Source organism: Acinetobacter sp. YH1901134, from assembly GCF_013416965.1.
GTDB classification, from domain to species: domain Bacteria; phylum Pseudomonadota; class Gammaproteobacteria; order Pseudomonadales; family Moraxellaceae; genus Acinetobacter; species Acinetobacter amyesii.
Map to the genome: position 1 here is coordinate 57,823 of NZ_VPEW01000009.1, position 14,063 is coordinate 71,885.

Here is a 14,063-nt window from a genome sequence, read left to right on the forward strand (position 1 = left end):
GGATAAATGCCTAAAATAAATAAAAACACGGGGCATTGATGATTCAATCCCCCGCGTTAAAAATACGGTTTGGCTTATTTTAACATAAGCCGCAGAAAAATTAACGGTTCTGCCAAATGCTTAATGCACCCTTACGTGTCGACACATATAATTGATTGTCAATTACACGTAGTGAACGTACTTCACCACTGGTTTTAGAACGACCAACCAACTCACCTGTCGCTGGGTTGATTAAGTGAAGTACACCATCCAGATCACCAACCACAAGGTCTTGACCTAACATCACTGGGTTACTCAAATTACGATTAAGCAATTGGTCATTTTCCCACAATGTTTGACCAGTGGTAATTTCATAAGCCACAATTTTACCATCAGTTTGTGCCACAAAGACACCATTGCCCGCAACTTCAGGACGCTGAATGCTGCTCGCATCATTGCTCCAGATCACTTGTTGTGAGGCAAGATCAAGCGCTGTCACTTGGCCTTGGTAACTGGTGGTAATTAAAAATTGACCTGCTACAGTCGGTTCACCGTCAATATCAATGAGACGTTGTACATCTGAACGACCGTCTGACACTGCAACACGACGCTGCATTTTCGGAATACCGCTCAATGCATCAATCACATAGATATAGGCATTTGAAGAAGCGATGAGAACATGACGCGCATCGAGTGATACCGGTGCTGCCATACCACGTAAACTAAACTGCACATTTGGCAAGTTATAGGTCCAAGTTTGTTGGCCCGTTGCCACATCGTTTGCGTATACCGTACCATCATTGGTAACTGAAATAACGCGACCAGCTTGAATCAACGACGGTGAAAGTAACGCGCCGGTTAATTGCGCCGTCCACTTTTGTTCACCTGTTGCCTGATCTAATGCAAATAATTGACCTTTTGCATTACCAACAACCACAATTCCGTCAGCTGCTTCTACACCTGCAGTCAAACCTTGTTTAGAGATTTTCTTCTGCCATAAACGCTCTTTGCCTTTGTAGGCTTGAACTTCACCATTAGGATTTACGCTAAAAACAACGCCATTATCTGCATCCATACGTAAACGCAGTGGATCTGCTTCTTCAGTTGAAGCCACACTGTTTGAAAATACAGGTGCTAAAGTTTTTGCCTGTTCCAATTTTGGTAAAGGATTTGGTTTTACTTTTTCTACTTTTCCTTTATTTGCACAACCAGCCAAAGCAAGTGTTAAAACTGTCAGCGCACAGGTAATTTTGTATTTTCTATTCATTCAGTTGCTTCCACTTGTGTATCTATAATTGGACGTTCAATTTCAGGATCATCAACTAAAACGCCTACACTTTCGAGTTTAATTTGTAAAATTTGACGTTCTTCTTGTCGTTCAACCAAAGCATCCCATGCACTTTGATAAACTTTCTTTGCATTTTCGATATCATTTTTTGCAACATAGACATCGCCACGGGCTTCATCTGCAGTCGCTTGGAAAGCAGGTTCTTTAACCGCTTCTAAGGTTTTTAATGCTTCATCAAATTTCTTTTGCGCCAATTGTGCATACGCCAAACGTAATTTCACCAATTGAATTAAGCCTGCATCATCAACTTTTGAATTTTCAACTTTTTTCAAAGCTTTTTCAGCGTTGGCATAATCCGCTTTATCATACGCCAATTTTGCCATAAGCAACTGAGTTTGGATGGCTTGTGGCGAATCTGGCGCTTCTTTTACAATTTTATCTGCAGTCGCAGAAAGTTGTGTAAACGCATCGCCAGTCGCCGACTGAGCATCATCCATTAACTGCTGTACTTTGGCTGTTTGCATTTGCGATTCAGCCAAAGTTTTCTTCTGCCAGTATTCCCATCCGAAAAAGGCAATCAACGCAATTAAAATGCCGCTAACAATGGCAGAGCCATATTTTTTAGCAAACGATTTTAAATTATCAAGTTGTTCTTCTTCACTCAATGCGCTCATGAAATTACCTTTTTCCTTATGTTATAGGGATTATTTTGAAGAAATTTTTTCGATAATGAACGCAACAAAGTCTGCCACATTCACTTCGTGTTGTTCTGCAATCGCTAGCTCTTTTACCAGCACTTGCCCTGCTGCTTGCTCACGTTCACCGTAAATCACAGCAAATAAAGCACCCGATTGGTCGGCTTTTTTCATTTGCGATTTCATTGAACCTTGTGAACCAACTTTTAAGCGAATGTTGCTACCCGCCGCTTCAAGTTGATCACGTATTTGTTCAGCAAGCACCAACGCTTTACCTTGAGTTGCAGGATCTGAAACCAAGAATAGCTCACAGTCACGTACAGGAGTATTGTCTTCCACTTGTTCAAGGAGAAGAAGCAAACGCTCCATACCCATTGCAAAACCAACAGCAGGCACCGACTGGTCTGCTTTACCTTTAAGCTGACCGACTAAACCGTCATAACGACCACCAGCACATACTGTTCCTTGAGAACCTAAATGCGTAGTTGTCCATTCAAAGACCGTTTTATTGTAGTAGTCGAGACCACGAACCAATTTTTGATTGATCACAAAACCAATACCAGCATCAGTCAAATACTGCTGCAATTGGGCAAAGTGAGCCAACGTTTCTTCACCCATAAAGTCGTGAAGTTTTGGCGCATTTTCCAAAATGCTTTGTGTTTTTGCATCTTTAGAATCCAAAATACGCAGTGGATTCGTAGTTAGACGACGCTGTGAATCTTCATCTAAGTCATTTTTATGTGACTCTAGGAATTCAACCAATGCTGCACGATAAGCTGCACGCTCATCAGACTCACCTAAGGTATTGAGTTCTAATTGAACTTTATCTGCAACGCCCATGCGTTTCCACAAACGCGCAGTCATTAAAATCAATTCTGCATCTTGATCTGGTGTTGCAACACCAAAGGTTTCTACGCCAAATTGATGGAACTGACGGTAGCGACCTTTTTGTGGTTTTTCATAGCGGAACATTGGGCCGACATACCATACACGCGGTGTAGCACCACGAAGTAAGTTATGTTCAAGCATTGCACGTACACACCCTGCTGTTCCTTCTGGACGCAAAGTCAAAGACTCAGGCGGATTACCTTTGTCTAAGAATGTGTACATTTCTTTTTCAACGATATCCGTTGCATCACCAATAGAACGTTTGAACAGATGAGTCTGCTCCACAATCGGCAAGCGAATTTGCTGATAACCATAAGCATCCATCAAGCTTGATAGATGCTGTTCTAGACGTCTCCATGCAGGACTTTGCGTAGGGAGAATGTCATTAAAACCTTTGATTGCGACGATTGAACTCATGATCTACTCAGAAAAACTTGTGCGAATAATCTCTTTAGCTTTAGCGTCTTCAAGATCGCTAACACGTTGACGAACCATCGCTTCGATTTCGTCAACCAACTGATTTGTGTCAATTAAATGGCTCTTTTCGCCATTACGATACACCAGTGAACGCGGACTTGCACCTACCACACCAATATCGGCTTCTTTGGCTTCACCCGGACCATTCACTTTACAACCAATCACCGATACATCCATTGGGGTACGAATATCTTCTAAACGCTCTTCCAATGTTTGCATGACTTTGATGACATTAAACTCTTGGCGTGAACAACTTGGGCATGCAATAAAGTTAATGCCGTTTGAACGTAAGCCCAATGATTTTAAAATATCAAAGCCAATTTTGATTTCTTCTTCAGGCTCTGCTGCCAATGAAATACGCATGGTGTCACCAATGCCTTCCATTAACAAACCACCTAAAGCGATAGCAGATTTGACTGAACCCGTGCGGTAGACACCTGCTTCAGTCACACCTAGGTGTAATGGGTTATCAATTTGTTTAGACAACAAACGGTAAGCATCCATAGTCAGGAATACATTCGATGCTTTGACTGACACTTTAAATTCATGGAAATTTAAACGGTCTAAAATATCAATATGGCGCATTGCAGATTCAAGCAAAGCCTGACCTGTAGGCTCACCATATTTCTTTTGAATATCTTTTTCCAGTGAACCGGCATTGACACCAATACGCATAGAAATATCATTGTGTTGTGCAGCAGCTACTACTTCACGAATTTTAGCTTCTGAACCAATATTACCCGGGTTAATACGCAAACAATCTGCACCAAGGTCTGCAACACGTAAAGCAATTTTATAATCAAAGTGAATATCAGCAACCAGTGGCACTTGCACACGTTTACGAATTTCACCAAAAGCTTCAGCGGCTTCCATACTCGGTACAGAAACACGCATGATGTCCGCACCCACATCAACACAACGCTGAATCTGTGCCACTGTCGCTTCGACATCACAGGTTTCAGTATTGGTCATACTTTGGATGCTGATCGGCGCATCACCACCGACATACACCGAACCTACTTTAATTTTACGCGTTGGACGGCGCTTAATTGGATTTTCAATCATTGTTCAGTCTGCTCTGTTGTCCCTTAACGTGATAAACGGAAATCTGCTTTGCCGTTTACGGTATATGGTGACAATGAAATATTTTCATTATTTAAGCTTAATGACACTACTGTTGCATCATCCAAACGAATTTGGAATGGTGTTTCACCGTTTAAGTTGAGCGTCGATGCTTGACGACCTGTCGCCAACACCTTACCCGTCGAATCAACAATATGTACTGAAGTTGGGCTACTGAAGGTCAATGTCAATTGATCACCGCTGACCGCTGCATTTCCGCCATTCATGTCGAGGACTTGAACTTCTGAAGCGACATCACTGGTCACAGCGTCTTCATTATCGCTGCCCGAGGTCATACCCTGAATCGCTGCCACGATCGCACCAATGACTACCAACACAGCCAATGCAATCAGACCACGTTTGATCCATTTACGATTACGGTCACGGTTAGAACCGGGTAATTTACCCATAATTTTAATCGGTGAATTGTTTAACGCGTGATTTGGCAACAATCCCGTATCGTTAGCATAAATATCATCAAAACGTTGAATGATATTGGTTGCATCAACTTTTAAATATTTGGCATAAGTGCGGTAGTAACCTTTAATAAAGGTCGCTTCAGGCAATGACTTATAATCATCTTGCTCAAGTGCAGTCAGTGTTTTTAATGGAATATTGAGTTCTGATGCGACAGCTTCAAGTTCCAGTTTTTGCGTAATACGTACTTGACGTAAATACTCACCTGGGCGTTGTACATTTCCTAATGCATTTGGAGCTACGCTCGAACCATTCGATTGCGGTGAATTAGGATTTACTTCCATACGGCCTCAGTACTGTACTGTAATTGCAAATAGCGTTGGTATTCAGGACTTTCTGGGAACAAAGCACGTAACTGGTTGACCAGTACTTGCATACCCAAATTGTCGCCATTGGCACGCGCTGTTCGAATGCCAATCCAGAGTGCACGCGCACCCTGATTTTTTTGTCCTACTGCACGTACAAATTGTTCATACATTTGTGTGGCAGCAGGGAACTGCTGATTCAAATAAAAGATTTCAGACAACTCTAACATTGAAACATAGGAATCACGATTAGCCTGCAAAGCTTGTTTGAATGATTTTTCAGCATTCGCCACATCACCCACTTTCAGGTAAATACGACCTAAATTTTCCAATGCTTTGAAACGTTGATCATAACCTAAAGTTGAACCTGCGATGCTGAACTGTTCAATCGCATCATTATAGCGCTCAACTTGATATAAATACGTACCGTAGTTGTTACGTGCTTGAGAATTTTTTGAGTCTGCTGAAATTGCACGCTTAAAATAACTATCTGCTTTTTCTAAGTTGGCTGGACTGCCTTCTCGTTGTAGTAAGACACCCATCATCATATTGGCTTGGGAATCGCGAGAATCCACCTCTAAAGCCTGATCTAATGCACGTTTAGCAGAGTCCAAATCCCCTGCTTTCAGGTGTTCAACAGCCAATTGCGTTCTGATTTTTACGGCTTTCTCTGGGTCTTTTTTCCCAATCTCAGGCGTTTGACATGCTGTTAATGCCAAAACCGATGCACATAAAGCTGAAACGAAAGTGAACTTATACGTTAACTTTTTCAATTGGCTGCCTCTTTATTATCCTTGTGAGCGCAGTATCTCATTTTGCTGCGCAACTTTCTTTTTCCATTGCTCCGCACGACGAGTACGGTCAGCAACTTGCCCCACGAGTTGTCCACACGCAGCGTCGATATCATCACCACGTGTCTGACGAATCGTACACACAAAACCGGCATCAGACAAAGTTTTTTGGAAAGAAATAATACGGTTACGGCTTGAACGACCGTATGGCGCATGCGGGAACGGGTTAAACGGAATTAAATTAATTTTGCTTGGTAGGTTTTTCAACAGCTTTAACATTTGCTGTGCATGTTCAGGATGGTCATTTACACCATCTAACATCACGTATTCGATGGTCACGTGTTTACGCGAACTTTCATTACCATCTTTGGCGATATAACGCTGACACGCTGCAATCAACTGTTCCAATGGATATTTTTTATTGATCGGAACAAGTTCGTTACGTAGTTCATCATTTGGCGCATGGAGTGAAATTGCCAAGGCTACATCAATGTCTTGTGCCAATTGGTCAATTTTAGGCACCACACCTGAGGTTGATAAAGTCACACGACGCTTGGACATACCATACGCAAAGTCATCCAACATGATACGCATTGAATTCAATACAGCATCATAGTTCAACAGCGGCTCACCCATGCCCATCATCACCACGTTGGTCACTGAACGTTCACGATCCGCAACTGGCACATCTTCCATATAAGAGAAGTTCGCCATCCAAAGCTGTCCAATAATTTCAGCTTGGCTCAAATCACGTTGGAAACCTTGTTTCCCGGTTGAACAGAATGAACAGTCCAGAGCACAGCCCACTTGTGACGAAATACACAAGGTCTTACGTGCGCCGGTTTTATCTTCCGCAGGAATGAGCACAGTTTCAACCAATGAACCTGCACCATCACCTACACGGAACACCCATTTACGAGTACCGTCTTTTGAGTAATTTTTATGCACCACTTCAGGCGCTTTAATTTCACAAATCTTTTCTAGTTTTTCACGCAATTTGCCAGAAATATTGGTCATTTCAGCAAAATCAGTCACGAAGAACTGATGAATCCATTTCATCACCTGCCCAGCACGGAACTTTTTCTCCCCCATATCTTCGAAGAATTTTTCCATTTGCGGACGTGACATGCCCAGTAAATTCACTTTCTCTACAGTATTTTGCTGCGTCGGAGCGGATGGAGATTGTTGCTGTGCATCAGAAACAGCTGATGTAGCGACTACTTCAGTACTCATGTGTAATTACCTAAACCATGTCTAAAGATCAAAGGAGAAGCTCAGTTATTGAGCAAAGAATTATTCAGAGAATAAAAAAACCAGACAAGCAGTATACCACTTATCTGGTTTGAATACTTCGAATTAACGAGTACGTGGAGCGATCTCAGTTTGAGCGAAGAAGTAGTTAACTTCACGATCAGCAGATGCTACAGAGTCAGAACCGTGAGCAGCGTTTTCGTCGATGCTTACAGCGAAGTCTGCACGGATAGTACCAGGAGCAGCTTCTTTAGGGTTAGTTGCGCCAAGGATTTCACGGTGAGCAAGAACTGCGTTTTCGCCTTCAAGAACTGAAACTACAACTGGACCAGAAGTCATGAATGCAACTAGGTCACCAAAGAAACCACGTTCTTTGTGCTCAGCGTAGAAGCCTTCAGCTTCAGCTTGAGTCAAGTGTTTCATTTTAGTTGCAACGATTTGAAGACCAGCTTTTTCGAAACGAGCAAAGATGTCGCCGATGTGGTTTTTAGCAACTGCGTCTGGTTTAACGATAGATAAAGTACGTTCAATAGCCATGAGAGGCTCCTTAAGTCAATTTGACGTGAAAAATTTGCCGCATTATACCGAATAATGCGCTATTTTCTGCTTTTGCTATACAAAAAAATTGCTTTTTTCGATGTAGGGATTAACTTGCCTCATCAATCCAGGCCATCTGAATTCCCTCAAGCAGACCTTCAGTCGACTTTTCTGGGTCATCAGTGAAATTTGGCAATGCACATACCCATGCATGTAGGTCAGTAAAGCGAATCCATTGCGGATCAACATCAGGGTGAGCTTCATACAGCTCAATTGCGATATCAATGGTATCTGTCCAGCGTAAACCCATGGGTCTTCCTAACATCGTCTATAGAATGATGGCTTACTTTAACAAATTTCAGCAATTGGACGTGATAAACCCTTTTAATTTTTTTATTACCAGATTTTGCAATTGTGATGTCCACATCAAACTATAAAACCAAACCAAAAAGAGGTGCACAGAGAATAATAACGGCACCGACGGCAGCGCCTATTGCAGCACCGACTGCGACATCACTGGGGTAATGCAAACCTAAGATCATGCGGGATAACGCCACTAATAACGTAAAGGGCAACATCAAGACCAACAGCATGGGTTGAATATAGCCCAATACTGTTGTCGCCATGACCGCATGCAAAGTATGCCCCGATGGAAAACTAAAATGATCTAGAGGGCGTTCACCTAAGCGAATCACTTGATGCACTTGGTACGGTCTTGGGCGCACAGTTTTCTTTTTGAGGAGTTTATAGATCGAGGTGCCGACGGAACCACCCAGTAATACATAGACGATTTGTACACTGTAAGACATGCCCTGCACGATCCAAACCGTCGCCAACATGACATACCAAAACATACCATCACCAAGTCGACTCACCATTTTAAATATGTCAGCAACAACTTGTTGATGTGAAAAATGATTGAGATAAATACAGCCTTTTAAATCGAGATGCAGCATTCTTGTTTTTGCATTTTTAAAATTCATCGCTAATCTCCTATCTACAGTCAAAGCCTGACTGTGTTGGGGTTGAGCTAGATTTATGTTGTTATTTTTACAAGTTGAGATCTGTACTTGACTCAGCTTAAGTTATCTTTTTGACAGTGCAATGATGCTTTGATGACAGTTCAATGAATATTGGTTATGAGGATGCTCAACCAGTATATAACCAATAGCGCTAGCTCCATTGGCTCATCATGGCTTGATCCACCACGCGATATAGCGCTTGCTCAAATTGCTGTACAGGATATTGCCATCCGATTTTAGCAGCGTCTTTTGCCGCCTCGATGCCCATTGTTTTTAATTTGGCGCGTTGCGGCAATTGTTGCATAAGACGAATAAATTCATCGGTTCGGGATAAATGACATAACCATCCCGTTAGCTGATTTCTCACGTGCAGTTGGGCACATGCAGCATTATATGCAATCACAGGCAATCCGCTGGCCATCGCCTCCAAAACCACATTACCAAAGGTCTCAACCTGACTTGCGAAAACAAAAACATCCGCACTAGCATAGGCTTCCGATAAAGCCTGACCACTTAAACTTCCCATAAAAATAACATCTAGGGATTTTGCCAGTTGCATTAATCGTTCACGATCAGGCCCATCACCCACAATGACCAATTTCGTTCGTGCATCCATGGCCAACATCGAACGATAGGCTGAAATTAAAACATCTACCTCTTTTTCAGGAGATAGCCGACCGACATACAGCATCACGCGGGTATGTTCATCTGCTCGCCACTGTTGTCTCAGATCTGCTCGATAATGTGAGGGAGAAAATCGACTATGGTCCACACCTCGCCCCACCACCACCAATGGACAACTAAAACCTAATCGATGCAAGGCATCCGCAGTATCTTGGCTCGGGACACAGGTGAGTTGAGTATTATTATGAAACCATCGTAAATAATGTTGTACAGGCTTCATTAAAAACGCTAAATCAAAGAAGCGACTAAAATCATGAAAGGCCGAATGAAAACCACTGGACACAGGAATCTGTAAAGAACGCGCCAGTTGAAGCATAGCAAATCCCAAAGGTCCTTCAGTGACTATATGCACAATGTCGACTTGGGCTTTTTTTAAAGCTTTACTCAGTTTAATTAGTTGCGGCCAGCCAAATTGTAAACCTGAATATTTAGGAATCGACTGCGCTCGAACCAAACACTCTTGATCAGGTTTGAAATCCTGACAACTTTCGGACTGTTCAGGACGTATTAAAAATATTGAGTTGCCTTGTTGCTGCAAGCCTTTACACAACTGCAATAAAGAATGCGCAACACCATTAATTTCTGGCGCCCACGTATCTGTAACAATGGCGATTTTTAGACCTGGACGGATTAAAGTTGAGACCGCTTGCACATCCATTCGTGATTGCAAATGCTTAAATTGGAACTGAAAGCGTGCAGGTTCATCCTGCATACGCCCTAAATTGATAGCCGATTCTGTCATGATCTTACATGCTTCTTATAAATGTATATCCACAGTTTAAGCAGCAGTTTTTTGCATTTTGATGATTATTTGATGACAGTTTGTTGAAAAAAATTGAATAATTTCATCTACAAAATTATGATTTATCCGTAATTTTTAATCACTTTTAAAATCGTCTGACCCACACGAGAAGTGATTTGCATATCTGCGTTCATCCGTTCTAAACACCCACTCATACTACGAAGCCCCACACTTAAACCAGCTTGATTAACCAGATCCACATCACCCCCCACGCCATTGTCTTCAACTTCCATTATCAACACCGAGTTTTCGTAGTAAATTCGGATCTGCACCACGGTCGCATGACTATGCTTCACAATATTGGTAGATGCCTCTTCAGCTACACGCTGTAAGCTTAGACATTCCAGTGGAGTAACATCCACTTCCCATTTCGCAGCAACTGACCATTTAGCGTGTATATCGAGCTCATCAAATAACTGATTAAAACGGTGTCTAAAGGGTGCCATCCATAACAAAGGGGTTTCAGGTAGTTTAGTGCCTAAACTACAACCGCTATCTATGATATGTCGTAAATCATCTCTTAAAATTTTCAACATCGATAAAAATTGTGGATTGGTCAGATCTTTGGCGCTCTGCTCAGCTTATGCCATTAATCGCAATGATCTAGCTGAGCCATCATGTAGGTCATGTGCTGTTTGAATACGCTCTTGCAAGCGAGTATTTTCCATTTCCAACTGATAATGATTGTGTAAAATGTGTATTTACTCTCATTTGCTTGCGTGACCAGTGTGGCCAAAGTGCCATTAAATTTTTCAATTCGTCTTACACTTTTAGTCAAGCGTAGTGCAAAAATAATCGCCACACCCAAAGTAGTTATCGGGGAAGCATATGCTGAAATCAAATTTCCTTCATTTCTGACTTTATACGCATAGCAGAAAATTAAGCTACTTAGATTAAAGCCCAAGATTCACCTAAATATCTATCATCAAGCTTCAATCTAGCGGTATGAACGAAATCAGCACTCTGCATATATTCACCTTAGCCATGAAGAAAATCGGTCGCTAAGCATCTCAAAACACCATATTTACAAAGACTGTATCGCGGTAGATTCCTGCAGGTGTCGTTGCATTCACTCGCTCCACCAAACGCACTGCAATCACATAGTTATTTTTGCCAGCGCCTTGCTCGGTAGAAACATTCCACAAATTTTCCATCGCACCTGAAACAGTCATCCGTGTTTTGAGCTTAATCGGGCCATTCGTCACAAAACTACTGCCCGAAGTATCCTGCAAATTACGACTATTAAAGCGTATGCGGTATTTACCTGAACAATCGACGCTAAATGAACTCGCCGCTTGACTATTATAGTAATTCGCCAAGCGCATATTGGTTTCACTGATTCGTCCCATTTCACAGCGACTCGGTGCTGCAAATGTCATTGAACTAAATAACGCTGCTGAGATGAGTAAAATACTTTTCATTGGAAATACTCCTTTATTTACACTGCAATGTAATTAATTCAGGAGTTTGGTTTTCTACCTTTTTCGGCACTGTTAATGCTGTTTGGCAAGATCGACCACCACTGGTCCTCACCGTCAACTTGTAGTGGCCTTCAACCAAACCATATAACATCACCGTGCCATCTGAACCCACTGGATAAACATCAGCTTCTGGGGTATCAATTGCAACTTCACTTCCTGCAACAAATTGATGACCTTGTTCATCCAATATTTTGACCAATATTTGTTGTGTATCAAATACTGAAAAATTAATGTTATAACCACGCTGTCTTAACGCAACTAAACGATGTGCAGCATTCGGAACTTTACTTTCGATCGGCAATTGGTTTTCATCAAATGAAATATCGTAATTAATATAAGGAACTATATCGTGTACAAAGGCATAGCCTTTTTTATTGGTTTTCGCGACTGGAGACATTGATCGCATGACATCAATATCTTCACGACCACCAACATTCACTAAAGCAAAGGCATTATCGACAAAACTGGTCAATGCGTATTGACCGCCCAACCACACCATAGCGCCACGGTAGCCAACCTGTGTTGTTGAATCATTTTCACTATAGAGATGACTTAGGGTTAAATCACCTACATCAGTGGACAAACCACCATAGGCATTTAATACCGTTTCATCATTACGATAATCCACACCGAGCGCATAATTTGCACCATATTCACCAAATGCATTTTGGATGAAACGTACACCGCCGGATTTATTGGTACCTGCATCAGCCTGAATACGCTTACCACCACCAAAATTATAAGAAAATGTAATAAAGGCACCTGAGTCATCGCTATCACCAAATTCTTTAAAATAATTGGCGGTATACATTAAATTCTGTGTGATTTCGCGACTCACACCCACTGTAAGCATTTTGCGATCCTCTAATTCAAATAAAGGATCATTAGATTCATACTGGGTTTGTTCGATATAGTTCAGGTTTAAATTTTGAAAGAATGGAAAATTAGCAAAACTTAAATACGCCATATTTTCAAATTTTGGAAAAATATGATTATCTTCATAACCCAATGCCCGATAATCATTTGTAGCATAGCGTGAACTCACACCAAAATTGAGTTTCCCGAAATTACGACTGATAGCCAAACCTGCAGAATAGCCATCGTCGTCATCGGTTTTACTGCCTAAAAAAATACTGTCTAAAACAAACCATCGATTGACCGCTTGCGTCCATAGCAGTCCTGCATTTTTTACTTTGTCACTATAGGTAGCACTTGCACCTAAAGTGGTACGACTGGTAACACCTCTACGCCAATAGGCTGAACTGAAAAAATCGCGATAATCGCTATTTTCTTCGTCATAACTGAAGCGTAGTTTCCCTAATGATATGTTGTAATCATTTAAATCTTCTTTAAGCAATTTACTACTAATTAATACCGGGAAGCTTCTAACAGTAGTATTCCCCAATACATCTTGTACAACCATTTGCGCTGTACCGGCACTTTCAATATTGGCACCTGTTTGTAAGTTATAATCTCCAGGTGAAATCTTTTTCTGATAAATATTTACGCCATCAATATATAAATCAACAGTCGAAGGTAAAACCGCACTACCTTTTAGACTTGGAATATTCCAATACACGAAATCTGGGCGTGACGTATAGTCTGTACCAAAACTCAAACCACCAAATCGCACACCATGAATTAATGCACTATATGCAGAGGTCGTATCACCAATAATCAGTTTGGTCGCACTTTTAGAAAAATCAAACTCAAGACTACTATTTAACCTGACGAATTTTTCTTCACGATAATCATCCCCTTTATTATTTCGATAAAAGGCATTATTTCTTAAAATCCAATTGTCTTTAAACACGCCCAGTTCAGGTAGCACACCAAAATTATTATGTTGAGTATTATTTTCAAAATGCATTTCATAATTAAGAAATGCACCAAAATTTGCAGGCATCGGCTGGCTGATTAAGGTATCAGTTTCTAGCCCAAAGAAATATTTTGATGGAAGATTAATTTTGACGGCTTGCAATTGAGGATCAAATCCAGACTGAATATCTTGATCCGTTACCAAACAAAATGAATTTTTAGTTGCATGTCGTTTCAGAATTTCTACTTTAATTTGCAGCTTATCAAGATCTGCGCACTCTATATAAAACTTGTTATTTTCAGTCAGTAATAATACTTCGCTCTTGCGGTCTACTTCGTTTACCCAAATACTGGTTGGAAATAAATCATCAGGCATATCAACGGCTTCTGCATGAGCAGAATTAGCACATAAAATACAATATAGAAGCAATGTAATTCTGTTCATA

Annotated in this window: 14 protein-coding genes; all 14 read right to left on the reverse strand. The window is 41.2% G+C overall.

Annotated features, from left to right (window positions below; all coding sequences use genetic code 11):
- Positions 1-100: 100 nt before the first annotated feature.
- The 14 genes from bamB to FTV50_RS10840 all read right to left on the reverse strand — a co-directional run bounded on the left by bamB (position 101) and on the right by FTV50_RS10840 (position 14,062).
- Positions 101-1,246: an outer membrane protein assembly factor BamB gene (bamB, locus tag FTV50_RS10775; protein ID WP_078192659.1), complete on the reverse strand. Its 1,146-nt coding sequence runs from the start codon at positions 1,244-1,246 to the stop codon at positions 101-103.
- Positions 1,243-1,941 carry a tetratricopeptide repeat protein gene (locus FTV50_RS10780; RefSeq protein ID WP_078192660.1) on the reverse strand — a complete coding sequence of 233 codons (699 nt, stop codon included), beginning with the start codon at positions 1,939-1,941 and terminating at the stop codon, positions 1,243-1,245. Before FTV50_RS10780 ends, bamB begins: the two co-directional genes overlap by 4 nt.
- A gap of 30 nt (positions 1,942-1,971) precedes the next feature.
- The gene (gene hisS, locus FTV50_RS10785; RefSeq protein WP_078189609.1) at positions 1,972-3,267 is read right to left on the reverse strand and encodes a histidine--tRNA ligase; all 1,296 of its coding nucleotides are present in this window, start codon (positions 3,265-3,267) and stop codon (positions 1,972-1,974) included.
- 3 nt (positions 3,268-3,270) lie between these two features.
- On the reverse strand, positions 3,271-4,392 hold the full coding sequence (gene ispG / locus FTV50_RS10790; protein ID WP_078192661.1) for a flavodoxin-dependent (E)-4-hydroxy-3-methylbut-2-enyl-diphosphate synthase: 1,122 nt from the start codon (positions 4,390-4,392) through the stop codon (positions 3,271-3,273).
- A gap of 23 nt (positions 4,393-4,415) precedes the next feature.
- Positions 4,416-5,210: a RodZ domain-containing protein gene (locus FTV50_RS10795; protein WP_111884744.1), complete on the reverse strand. Its 795-nt coding sequence runs from the start codon at positions 5,208-5,210 to the stop codon at positions 4,416-4,418.
- A complete protein-coding gene (gene pilW, locus FTV50_RS10800; RefSeq protein WP_078189612.1) occupies positions 5,201-6,004 on the reverse strand; it encodes a type IV pilus biogenesis/stability protein PilW in 804 nt (267 codons plus the stop codon). Before pilW ends, FTV50_RS10795 begins: the two co-directional genes overlap by 10 nt.
- A 15-nt stretch (positions 6,005-6,019) precedes the next feature.
- A complete protein-coding gene (gene rlmN, locus FTV50_RS10805; protein ID WP_180024403.1) occupies positions 6,020-7,255 on the reverse strand; it encodes a 23S rRNA (adenine(2503)-C(2))-methyltransferase RlmN in 1,236 nt (411 codons plus the stop codon).
- A gap of 123 nt (positions 7,256-7,378) precedes the next feature.
- On the reverse strand, positions 7,379-7,810 hold the full coding sequence (ndk, locus tag FTV50_RS10810; RefSeq protein ID WP_078189614.1) for a nucleoside-diphosphate kinase: 432 nt from the start codon (positions 7,808-7,810) through the stop codon (positions 7,379-7,381).
- A 109-nt stretch (positions 7,811-7,919) separates the two neighbouring features.
- Positions 7,920-8,120, reverse strand: coding sequence for a Fe-S cluster assembly protein IscX (iscX, locus tag FTV50_RS10815; protein ID WP_078189615.1), 201 nt, complete (start codon positions 8,118-8,120; stop codon positions 7,920-7,922).
- Positions 8,121-8,241: 121 nt separating this feature from the next.
- A complete protein-coding gene (locus FTV50_RS10820) occupies positions 8,242-8,793 on the reverse strand; it encodes a phosphatase PAP2 family protein (RefSeq protein WP_180024404.1) in 552 nt (183 codons plus the stop codon).
- A 190-nt stretch (positions 8,794-8,983) separates the two neighbouring features.
- Entirely contained in the window at positions 8,984-10,261 is a 1,278-nt protein-coding gene (locus tag FTV50_RS10825) for a glycosyltransferase family 4 protein (protein ID WP_373683689.1), read from the reverse strand.
- 119 nt (positions 10,262-10,380) lie between these two features.
- Complete coding sequence (locus tag FTV50_RS10830) at positions 10,381-10,854, reverse strand: sensor histidine kinase (RefSeq protein ID WP_180024406.1); 474 nt, start codon at positions 10,852-10,854, stop codon at positions 10,381-10,383.
- A gap of 474 nt (positions 10,855-11,328) precedes the next feature.
- Positions 11,329-11,739 (reverse strand): hypothetical protein, encoded by a 411-nt coding sequence (locus tag FTV50_RS10835; RefSeq protein ID WP_180007213.1) that lies wholly within the window; start codon positions 11,737-11,739, stop codon positions 11,329-11,331.
- Positions 11,740-11,752: 13 nt separating this feature from the next.
- Positions 11,753-14,062, reverse strand: a complete 2,310-nt coding sequence (locus FTV50_RS10840; protein WP_180024407.1) for a fimbria/pilus outer membrane usher protein — start codon at positions 14,060-14,062, stop codon at positions 11,753-11,755.
- Between the last annotated feature and the right edge of the window lies 1 nt (position 14,063).

Excerpts from the sequence above, each read along its gene's own strand:
- FTV50_RS10830 (WP_180024406.1), bottom strand. The coding sequence starts at position 10,854 with ATGTTGAAAATTTTAAGAGATGATTTACGACATATCATAGATAGCGGT.
- bamB (WP_078192659.1), bottom strand. The coding sequence starts at position 1,246 with ATGAATAGAAAATACAAAATTACCTGTGCGCTGACAGTTTTAACACTT.
- ispG (WP_078192661.1), bottom strand. The coding sequence starts at position 4,392 with ATGATTGAAAATCCAATTAAGCGCCGTCCAACGCGTAAAATTAAAGTA.
- FTV50_RS10780 (WP_078192660.1), bottom strand. The coding sequence starts at position 1,941 with ATGAGCGCATTGAGTGAAGAAGAACAACTTGATAATTTAAAATCGTTT.
- FTV50_RS10820 (WP_180024404.1), bottom strand. The coding sequence starts at position 8,793 with ATGAATTTTAAAAATGCAAAAACAAGAATGCTGCATCTCGATTTAAAA.
- FTV50_RS10840 (WP_180024407.1), bottom strand. The coding sequence starts at position 14,062 with ATGAACAGAATTACATTGCTTCTATATTGTATTTTATGTGCTAATTCT.
- FTV50_RS10795 (WP_111884744.1), bottom strand. The coding sequence starts at position 5,210 with ATGGAAGTAAATCCTAATTCACCGCAATCGAATGGTTCGAGCGTAGCT.
- rlmN (WP_180024403.1), bottom strand. The coding sequence starts at position 7,255 with ATGAGTACTGAAGTAGTCGCTACATCAGCTGTTTCTGATGCACAGCAA.
- FTV50_RS10835 (WP_180007213.1), bottom strand. The coding sequence starts at position 11,739 with ATGAAAAGTATTTTACTCATCTCAGCAGCGTTATTTAGTTCAATGACA.
- hisS (WP_078189609.1), bottom strand. The coding sequence starts at position 3,267 with ATGAGTTCAATCGTCGCAATCAAAGGTTTTAATGACATTCTCCCTACG.
- iscX (WP_078189615.1), bottom strand. The coding sequence starts at position 8,120 with ATGGGTTTACGCTGGACAGATACCATTGATATCGCAATTGAGCTGTAT.
- ndk (WP_078189614.1), bottom strand. The coding sequence starts at position 7,810 with ATGGCTATTGAACGTACTTTATCTATCGTTAAACCAGACGCAGTTGCT.